The organism is Yersinia aldovae ATCC 35236 (genome assembly GCF_000173735.1).
Lineage (GTDB): Bacteria > Pseudomonadota > Gammaproteobacteria > Enterobacterales > Enterobacteriaceae > Yersinia > Yersinia aldovae.
This window is the reverse complement of the sequence record NZ_ACCB01000045.1, coordinates 24,887-33,687: the sequence shown is the minus strand read 5'-3', so window position 1 is coordinate 33,687 and position 8,801 is coordinate 24,887. Positions and strand designations below refer to the sequence as shown.

The window sequence follows — 8,801 nt, the reverse complement described above, 5'->3', positions numbered from 1 at the left end:
TCAGCGGGCCGCAACCGCTAATTTCAATAAAAATGACTGTTTGCTGTATTCCACAGCAAAACCCCACTTTATACCCTGTTGTACACAAACTTATCCACAGATTGAAACTGAACTCAAAATTGACGAGCGCCGCGCAATCGTTTTCGCTACAATTCCCCGCGTAGAAAAAGAGTGACCTTGTTGGCAAAATAGCGCTGGCTTGAAGTGATTTTTTATAAAATGGGGAAATGCAGCGCGCGATAAAGCGCATTTGGTGGTGTGAAGGGCTTATTGCCACATAAAAGTCACCACTAGCTAGTGGTGCCCTCTGCTGGGACGTTATCTGAATCTGTTTTTCTCTTTATATCTCTATATAGATAGAAGAGATTCACGTAACGCTCTATTGAATGATTGCGAAGAATAACTGCGACTCCAAAGCCAAGGGATAAAACCATGCAACAACGCCGCCCAATCCGCCGTGCTCTGCTCAGTGTGTCTGACAAAGCCGGTATCATCGAATTCGCCACCGCACTTTCTCAGCGTGGTATCGAGTTACTTTCCACCGGCGGGACTGCCCGTCTGCTGGCCGATGCAGGTCTACCTGTCACCGAAGTGTCTGACTACACCGGCTTCCCAGAAATGATGGACGGACGCGTTAAGACTTTGCATCCCAAAGTACATGGCGGCATTTTAGGCCGTCGCGGCCAGGATGATGGAATCATGGCTCAACATGATATTCAGCCAATTGATATTGTAGTCGTGAATTTATATCCCTTTGCCCAAACCGTGGCCCGCCCGGATTGTTCATTGGAAGACGCCGTTGAGAATATCGACATCGGTGGCCCAACTATGGTGCGTTCTGCGGCCAAGAATCATAAAGATGTCGCTATTGTGGTTAAGAGTAGCGACTACCCAGCGATTATTACCGAGCTGGATGATAATGATGGCTCATTAACTTACCCAACTCGTTTTAACTTGGCTATCAAGGCGTTTGAGCACACCGCCGCTTACGACAGCATGATTGCCAACTACTTCGGTGCGCTGGTTCCAGCTTATCATGGTGATACCGAACAGCCATCTGGCCGCTTCCCTCGCACCCTGAATCTTAACTATATAAAGAAACAGGATATGCGTTACGGTGAGAACAGCCACCAGCAAGCGGCCTTCTATATAGAAGAAGAGGTTAAAGAGGCATCTGTGGCTACCGCACAGCAATTGCAGGGTAAAGCACTCTCCTATAACAATATCGCAGATACCGATGCGGCATTAGAATGTGTGAAAGAGTTCAGCGAGCCTGCCTGTGTGATCGTCAAACATGCCAACCCATGTGGCGTGGCGATTGCTGACTCTCTGCTGGCCGCCTATGACAAAGCCTATAAAACTGACCCAACTTCTGCTTTCGGCGGCATTATTGCCTTTAACCGTGAATTGGATGCCGCAACAGCCAGCGCCATTATCAGCCGTCAATTTGTTGAAGTGATTATTGCCCCCTCCGTCAGTGCTGAAGCCTTAGCGCTGTTAGCTGCCAAACAGAATGTCCGTGTTCTGACTTGTGGCCAGTGGCAACAACGTTCTGTCGGCCTGGATTTCAAACGTGTTAATGGTGGTTTGTTAGTACAAGACCGCGATTTGGGTATGGTGACTGAGGCGGATCTGCGTGTGGTGTCCAAACGCCAGCCGACCGAACAAGAGCTGCGTGATGCGCTGTTCTGCTGGAAGGTCGCCAAGTTCGTTAAATCTAATGCCATTGTTTATGCGCGCGACAATATGACTATCGGCATAGGTGCAGGCCAGATGAGTCGTGTGTACTCGGCCAAGATAGCCGGAATCAAAGCGGCAGATGAAGGTTTAGAAGTAGCAGGGTCTGCCATGGCTTCAGATGCCTTCTTCCCATTCCGCGACGGTATTGATGCAGCAGCAGCCGTCGGGATCAGTTGTGTTATCCAGCCGGGTGGTTCAATCCGTGACGATGAAGTCATTGCTGCGGCTGATGAGCACGGTATCGCCATGATCTTTACCGATATGCGTCATTTCCGCCATTAATTAACCCGCTTAACGGAGTCACCTGATGAATATTTTGATTATTGGCAATGGCGGGCGCGAACATGCGCTGGGTTGGAAAGCAGCACAGTCACCTTTAGCGGATAAAATTTATGTCGCACCGGGCAATGCCGGTACTGCGCTGGAACCCACGCTAGAAAATGTCGATATCGCTGCCACCGATATTGCCGGTTTACTGGCATTTGCGCAAAGCCACGATATTGGCCTGACTATCGTCGGCCCAGAAGCACCACTCGTCATTGGTGTGGTTGACGCCTTCCGCGCGGCGGGTCTGACAATCTTTGGCCCAACGCAAGCCGCTGCCCAATTGGAAGGTTCTAAAGCTTTCACCAAAGATTTCCTGGCGCGCCATAATATTCCAACCGCGTTTTACCAGAACTTCACCGAGGTGGAACCCGCTTTAGCCTATGTGCGCAAAATTGGTGCGCCAATCGTGATTAAAGCTGATGGACTGGCGGCCGGTAAAGGCGTGATTGTGGCAATGACGCTGGAAGAGGCAGAAACCGCAGTTCATGACATGCTGGCTGGCAATGCGTTTGGTGATGCTGGCCATCGTATCGTGGTGGAAGAGTTCCTCGATGGCGAAGAAGCCAGCTTTATTGTGATGGTTGATGGTGAAAACGTGTTACCGATGGCCACCAGCCAGGATCATAAGCGGGTTGGCGATGGTGATACCGGCCCGAATACCGGCGGCATGGGCGCTTATTCTCCGGCACCTGTCGTCACGGATGAAGTCCATCAGCGCGTGATGAGTCAGGTTATCTGGCCCACCGTGCGCGGTATGGCCGCAGAAGGCAATGTTTACACCGGTTTCCTCTATGCAGGTTTGATGATCTCCGCCGATGGGCAACCCAAGGTTATTGAATTCAACTGCCGCTTTGGCGACCCTGAAACCCAGCCAATTATGCTACGTATGCGTTCAGACTTGGTTGAGCTTTGCTTAGCCGGTGCACAAGGTAAATTGGATGAGAAAACCTCTGACTGGGATGAACGCCCATCTCTGGGGGTAGTTCTGGCCGCAGGTGGTTATCCCGCGGATTACCGTCAGGGTGATGTCATTCATGGGTTGCCACAGCAAGAAGTGGCTGATGGCAAAGTGTTCCATGCAGGAACCAAGCTAGACAGTAATAATAATGTGGTGACCAGCGGTGGGCGCGTATTGTGTGTGACGGCACTCGGGGCAACGGTTGCACAGGCACAGCAACATGCCTATAAGTTAGCGGAAAACATTCAGTGGGAAGGGGTGTTTTGCCGTAAAGACATTGGCTATCGGGCGATTGCTCGTGAAAAATAATTACTCGCGGTAAAGTAAGTCTTCAATTCTTTCAAGGGGCTACGGTTTATCGTACCCCTAATTTCACAGACTACCGGCTTTAGGTTCCCAGCGGCAGAAGTCTTGATTCGCCACCAGCAGTAATTGTTGGCCTTCTGGTGAGTCCAACCACGCCACACCTAGCGGCTGCGCACTATTTGCTCCCCGCTTGTTCACCCATGCCTGCGAATCGTTATCCAGGCTTAGACGTAACGTTTTCCCAGCACAGGTTGTCACAATACCATCCTGCCACTGCCCTTGGATTAATGTGATATTCCCAGCACGGAGTGCATTGCTCAGTTCGAGAATACGTTTAGCTTCTAGCTGATAAACCGCAATATTATCCGCAGAGAGTTGCTCACGCCGTGTTGCCAGTTGGCGTTGCATAAAACTAACCTGCCCTTGCTTATCAAAACGTAATGCAACACTTTGCGCATCGTGGCCCAAATCATTGCGCCGAATTTCCCGCAAAAAACCATTCTGGTATTCATAGAAGGTGACGCGGGTATTATCCCCAGAGTAGGGGCTGTAGACGCTCATCAGCACCAGTGGCTGCTGTTGTGCATTATCCTGACGCCATAACCGAACCACACCGTTATCGGCGATATATCCGCTGGCACTGAATTGAGGAGAGCCGGATTGACTGCTACAGGCACTGAGACCAAAGGCTAAACCCAAGGTCATCAGCACCCGCTGCATAAACAAAAGGGGCTTTGCCACCCCCCTGTTTATTATTTTCACTGACACACTATTAAGATTTAACAGCGTCTTTCAATGCCTTACCAGAAACAAACGCTGGCACATTAGCTGCAGCAATTTTGATTTCTTTACCGGTTTGTGGATTGCGGCCAGTGCGCTCATTACGATGGTTTACTTTGAAGGTACCAAAACCAACCAATTGTACTGCATCACCCTCTTTCAGAGATTCGGTAATTGCACCCAGTGTCGATTCCAAAGCCGCTTTAGCTTGTGCTTTAGAAAGGTCCGCTTTGTCCGCGATTACGTCAATCAGTTGAGTCTTATTCATAAGTTATCCTTACAGTGTATTTATCGTTTGCAAAGCATCAAGTGCGACGGATATGCCGATTGACAGCACTCTCCTGCATACACGCACCGATAGCCACTTTTTTTCGCCCCCCAAATGTAGAACAGACAGGGGGCAGATGTGAAGCCTTAAGACGTGACAAATCAGGCGTTAAATCACGTTTTCTTGCCTTATTGCGTTAAATTTATGCCAATATTGCTAACTGCCGCTTCTCGTAGGTCAGATCGTAACCCTTTGATCAGATCCAAATCACGCTCTTCGCAGTCTGCTAACAGGCGAAAAATCTCCCATTGGATATCCCATTCTTCTTCAATCGCAGGCAAGATTTTCAGTTCTTCATCGGTCATTTCTTTACCGGCCAGCGTCATTTCCAACATCGCAACAGTGCGGATCGACGTTTCGCTGATCGCGATAGCATGTTCCAGTGTTTCACCACTCAAACGTGAATGAATAGCCTCGCTCAATGCAATGCACGCATCGATAGCAGGATAAACACCGTAGATAGCATAGTCATCAGCGGAAGGAATTGCCTCTTCCAATTTCTCTAATTGACTATCAAAGTTCACTTTTGCGTCTTTTACGACCAAAGTTTCCCAAATCAGGTCCAGAATGCGCCGGTAAACAGCCGGATCGCCAAATTCAGTTTCCAGACAAAATTGCTGATAGTTGGGATACATCCGCTCGCACAAACACGCCATGAAAGTCAGGTGTTGCCAACCTTCCAGCTTTTCGAGGCGTAGATGAATCGGATTACGTATCATTATGAGTTCTCATTATTCATTATCTGCGCGGCAGTGTACCCGAAATTAAATCATATCCCTATGCTTGCCAAGCAAATCAGGACTTTTCCGCACCCAGCGCTGAAATTGCGGGCGGTTTGAGGCGATAGCATCGGCCCAACGGGTTGGCTCCGGCAAACGGTAACCCGCCATGCAAGCCTGCACCCACGCCAAAGCACTGCTGACACTCACCCGATGACCGGGCGAAATAAACAACGGATTGCAGCGTTTTTTGCTACGCCATACCCAGCCAAGCTGTTCATCGGCATCAACCAAAGGCTGTAATGCACCGTTCTCACTGCCCAATGGCTGAAAATGCCCACACAGGCGGCTTTTGGCAACACCAATAGTCGGAACATCCACCAATAGGCCAAAATGACTGGCAACCCCGAAACGACGGGGATGCGCAATACCCTGCCCATCAACAAAAACCAATTGGGGCCGTTGCTGTAACTGCTCCCAAGCGGCTAATAATGCGGGATATTCGCGAAAAGAGAGTAAACCGGGGATATACGGGAGTGAAGTTGCCACGCGGGCAAGCTGATATTCCACCAATTCCAGCGACGGATAACGTAAAACGGCAACCGCAGCACGGGTCACCTCCCCCTGCTGCTCAAAACCGACATCGGCCCCCGCGATAAAGCGCACGGACTCACTTGCGATATCATCTTGAAGGCTAATTTCAGATGCGCGTTGCAGCTGTTCTGCCCGTAACGCTTTGGTGTCTACCATCTGCCACCCTGTATATATACTGATTACTTTTGGTGATAAGGCTCTGATAATGCATGTACCGCCTTAACAAAAGCACCGGCATGTTCTGGCGGAACATCCTGATGGATGCCGTGGCCCAGATTAAACACATGCCCTTCCCCTTGACCAAAGCTGGCCAGAATCGTACTGACTTCCTGTTCAATACGTGCCGGTGGTGCATAAAGAACAGAAGGATCCATGTTGCCTTGCAGAGCAACTTTATCCCCCACACGGCGGCGCGCGTCGCCGATATCCGTGGTCCAATCCAACCCCAATGCATCACAACCGGTCGCTGCCATCGCTTCCAGCCATTGTCCGCCGCCTTTAGTGAATAAGGTCACCGGCACCCGACGCCCGTCATTTTCACGGATCAGGCCATTGACGATTTTATGCATATAATTCAAGGAGAATTCAAGATAGTCGCGCCCGGTCAGCACACCGCCCCAAGTGTCAAAAACCATCACGGATTGGGCACCGGCCTTGATTTGAGCATTGAGATACAAGATGACGCTATCGGCCAGTTTATCCAGTAACAAATGCAACGTCTGCGGCTCGGCGTACATCATTTTTTTCAATTTAGTGAAAGCCTTGCTGCTGCCGCCTTCGACCATATAAGTCGCCAGCGTCCAGGGGCTACCGGAGAAACCAATTAATGGCACTGCACCGGCCAACTCACGACGAATGGTTCTCACCGCATTCATCACATAACCCAATTCCTGTTCTGGATCAGGAATGGGCAGTTTTTCAACATCGGCACGACAGGTAATCGGCGACTGGAAGCGCGGGCCTTCGCCGGTTTCAAAGTACAGCCCCAGCCCCATCGCATCAGGAATAGTCAGAATGTCTGAAAACAGAATCGCGGCATCCAGCGGGTAACGACGCAATGGTTGCATCGTCACTTCACAGGCTAACTCTGCGTTTTTGCACAGTGACATAAAGTCCCCGGCAACCGCACGGGTAGCTTTATATTCAGGCAAATAGCGGCCCGCCTGACGCATCATCCAAACCGGTGTAACATCAACCGGTTGACGCAATAAGGCACGCAGATAGCGATCGTTTTTCAACTCATTCATGGTGAGGCTCCCTTAGTTATCTGCACGCATTGTAGCATGACAAATAATACTTTCCTGTTGTGGCTAAAGGTGGTTTTTTAGCTACTCTCCCTTGTCGAACTGCTCTTCACGACATAACACCACGGTATCTTCAATCAGCCGGCGTGCCACGGTGCCTGGCGGGGGCAGTAATGGCAATTGGTCATAGCGATACCAACCGGCATTTAACAGCTCTTTAGGATCGTGTTGCAGCTCACCGCTGTCATACTCCGCCATAAACGCCATCATCAGTGAATGCGGGAATGGCCAGGGTTGTGACGTCACATAGCGCAAGTTCTTAATGTGGATATTGCTCTCTTCCAGCACTTCGCGGGACACCGCCTGTTCCAACGTCTCCCCCACCTCGACAAATCCGGCTAACACCGTGTTAATACCACCACGATGACGAACATGTTGCGCCAATAAAATCTCATCACCGCGGCGAATGGCAACAATCACGCACGGGGCGATTTGTGGGTAATAGCGTTCACGACAGTGATTGCACAAACAGGCCCATTCGGTACGGCTGGCATGCATTTGATGCCCACAATAGCCACAATAGCGGTGAGAGCGGTAAAACTCAGCTAATTGCACGCCGCGCCCCGCCAGTTGGAACAAACCGCGATCGACATCCAGTAATTGCCGTACAGAACCCATATCCGCAGACATCATCTGGCGAATAAGCCAAACCGCCTGCCCTTGCCATTCACCAATTTGCCTTGCGGTCGCACCCTGTAATGACCAATTGGCCGCGTTACCTTGTGGTAACTCCCCTTTAGGTAACCATAATTTGTTTTCATGGCTGACAATCCACCAGCCACTTTCTTTACCTGTAAGTTGTAGTTCCATATCGTTGTTGCACAACCTCGACTTCACTGGCAATCTAGAATCCGGCTTGTTACATTTTTGTAACCCACTATTACTTTTCCTTACTCACGGAGTCGTTCATGCTCAACCGACTAGAAAGCCTGACTCAACGCGTTGGCGGCAGTAATGAATTAATTGATCAATGGCTTCATGCGCGTAAAGAACTGTTAGTTTCATATTGCACAGTGATCGGTATTAAGCCGCAAAAAGAAAAGCATACCCCGCTTAACGAAAAAGCGCTGGAGAACTTTTGCCATAATTTAGTGGATTATCTCTCTTCCGGGCATTTTCATATCTATGACAGAATTATCAAACAGGTGGAAGGCGCGTCTAGCCCAAAAATGGCGCTGACCACCAAAGTGTATCCTGCGTTAAAAAATAATACTCAAACGATCATGACATTCCATGATCGTTATACCAACATTGAGATCGATCAGGACAGTTGTATCGAGTTTCAACAAGCATTATCTGATATCGGTGAAGCCCTTGATGCCCGTTTCCGCTTGGAAGATCAATTGATTCAATGGGCATCCGAGTCGTGGCAAGCCGCCCAGCCAGTTATTCAAGCAGGGCAGGTAAAATAGCCCACTGAACAGCACGGGCTTGTAGTTTTAATTCAACCTCAATACCCAAAGTAATTGAGATTGCAGGTAGGCAGCAAGTGAATGAATTCCGATGAGCTTACACAGGTAAGTGATTCGGGTGAATGAACGTAGCTAACACCGCTGCAATTTCAAGTAAGAAGGGTATATACTGAAGATTCTTGTCGGAGTGCCTAGCACCTGTTTTCTTAAGAAAGCAAACGCAGGCTGAGACCGTTAATTCGGGATCCGCGGAACCTGATCGGGTTAATACCCGCGAAGGGAACAAGAGTAATTTATCGCTACAGGCCCGGCATTCCCTTGACAGGTGGCTGC

The 8,801-nt window shown here is 49.7% G+C and carries 9 protein-coding genes and 1 riboswitch; of the genes, 3 read left to right on the top strand and 6 right to left on the bottom strand.

Translation table 11 applies throughout. The features are described 5' to 3' along the window. Positions 1-432: 432 nt before the first annotated feature. Positions 433-2,022 carry a bifunctional phosphoribosylaminoimidazolecarboxamide formyltransferase/IMP cyclohydrolase gene (gene purH, locus YALDO0001_RS16635; RefSeq protein WP_004704721.1) on the top strand — a complete coding sequence of 530 codons (1,590 nt, stop codon included), beginning with the start codon at positions 433-435 and terminating at the stop codon, positions 2,020-2,022. Between the two features lie 25 nt (positions 2,023-2,047). Further along, complete coding sequence (purD, locus tag YALDO0001_RS16630) at positions 2,048-3,334, top strand: phosphoribosylamine--glycine ligase (protein ID WP_004704720.1); 1,287 nt, start codon at positions 2,048-2,050, stop codon at positions 3,332-3,334. A gap of 63 nt (positions 3,335-3,397) precedes the next feature. Here purD and YALDO0001_RS16625 read toward each other — a convergent pair whose 3' ends face one another. From YALDO0001_RS16625 to nudC, 6 genes are all read right to left on the bottom strand, one after another. Then, the gene (locus YALDO0001_RS16625; protein WP_004704719.1) at positions 3,398-4,051 is read right to left on the bottom strand and encodes a DUF1481 domain-containing protein; all 654 of its coding nucleotides are present in this window, start codon (positions 4,049-4,051) and stop codon (positions 3,398-3,400) included. A gap of 52 nt (positions 4,052-4,103) precedes the next feature. After that, positions 4,104-4,379, bottom strand: a complete 276-nt coding sequence (gene hupA, locus YALDO0001_RS16620; RefSeq protein WP_004704718.1) for a nucleoid-associated protein HU-alpha — start codon at positions 4,377-4,379, stop codon at positions 4,104-4,106. Positions 4,380-4,567: 188 nt separating this feature from the next. Further along, positions 4,568-5,158, bottom strand: a complete 591-nt coding sequence (locus tag YALDO0001_RS16615) for a YjaG family protein (RefSeq protein ID WP_004704716.1) — start codon at positions 5,156-5,158, stop codon at positions 4,568-4,570. Positions 5,159-5,203: 45 nt separating this feature from the next. Continuing rightward, positions 5,204-5,908, bottom strand: coding sequence for a deoxyribonuclease V (nfi, locus tag YALDO0001_RS16610; RefSeq protein WP_004704711.1), 705 nt, complete (start codon positions 5,906-5,908; stop codon positions 5,204-5,206). Positions 5,909-5,931: 23 nt separating this feature from the next. Beyond that, positions 5,932-6,999, bottom strand: a complete 1,068-nt coding sequence (gene hemE, locus YALDO0001_RS16605; protein WP_004704709.1) for a uroporphyrinogen decarboxylase — start codon at positions 6,997-6,999, stop codon at positions 5,932-5,934. An 81-nt stretch (positions 7,000-7,080) separates the two neighbouring features. Further along, entirely contained in the window at positions 7,081-7,866 is a 786-nt protein-coding gene (gene nudC / locus YALDO0001_RS16600; protein WP_004704704.1) for an NAD(+) diphosphatase, read from the bottom strand. A 98-nt stretch (positions 7,867-7,964) separates the two neighbouring features. Here nudC and YALDO0001_RS16595 point away from each other — a divergent pair, with 98 nt between their 5' ends. After that, positions 7,965-8,468 (top strand): Rsd/AlgQ family anti-sigma factor, encoded by a 504-nt coding sequence (locus YALDO0001_RS16595; RefSeq protein WP_004704702.1) that lies wholly within the window; start codon positions 7,965-7,967, stop codon positions 8,466-8,468. Between the two features lie 173 nt (positions 8,469-8,641). Then, positions 8,642-8,767: riboswitch (TPP riboswitch) on the top strand. The last annotated feature ends 34 nt before the right edge of the window (positions 8,768-8,801 follow it).

What these genes read in the sequence shown, in the direction of transcription:
- purD (WP_004704720.1), top strand. Translation starts at nt 2,048, where the DNA reads ATGAATATTTTGATTATTGGCAATGGCGGGCGCGAACATGCGCTGGGT.
- YALDO0001_RS16615 (WP_004704716.1), bottom strand. Translation starts at nt 5,158, where the DNA reads ATGATACGTAATCCGATTCATCTACGCCTCGAAAAGCTGGAAGGTTGG.
- YALDO0001_RS16595 (WP_004704702.1), top strand. Translation starts at nt 7,965, where the DNA reads ATGCTCAACCGACTAGAAAGCCTGACTCAACGCGTTGGCGGCAGTAAT.
- hupA (WP_004704718.1), bottom strand. Translation starts at nt 4,379, where the DNA reads ATGAATAAGACTCAACTGATTGACGTAATCGCGGACAAAGCGGACCTT.
- purH (WP_004704721.1), top strand. Translation starts at nt 433, where the DNA reads ATGCAACAACGCCGCCCAATCCGCCGTGCTCTGCTCAGTGTGTCTGAC.
- YALDO0001_RS16625 (WP_004704719.1), bottom strand. Translation starts at nt 4,051, where the DNA reads ATGCAGCGGGTGCTGATGACCTTGGGTTTAGCCTTTGGTCTCAGTGCC.
- hemE (WP_004704709.1), bottom strand. Translation starts at nt 6,999, where the DNA reads ATGAATGAGTTGAAAAACGATCGCTATCTGCGTGCCTTATTGCGTCAA.
- nfi (WP_004704711.1), bottom strand. Translation starts at nt 5,908, where the DNA reads ATGGTAGACACCAAAGCGTTACGGGCAGAACAGCTGCAACGCGCATCT.
- nudC (WP_004704704.1), bottom strand. Translation starts at nt 7,866, where the DNA reads ATGGAACTACAACTTACAGGTAAAGAAAGTGGCTGGTGGATTGTCAGC.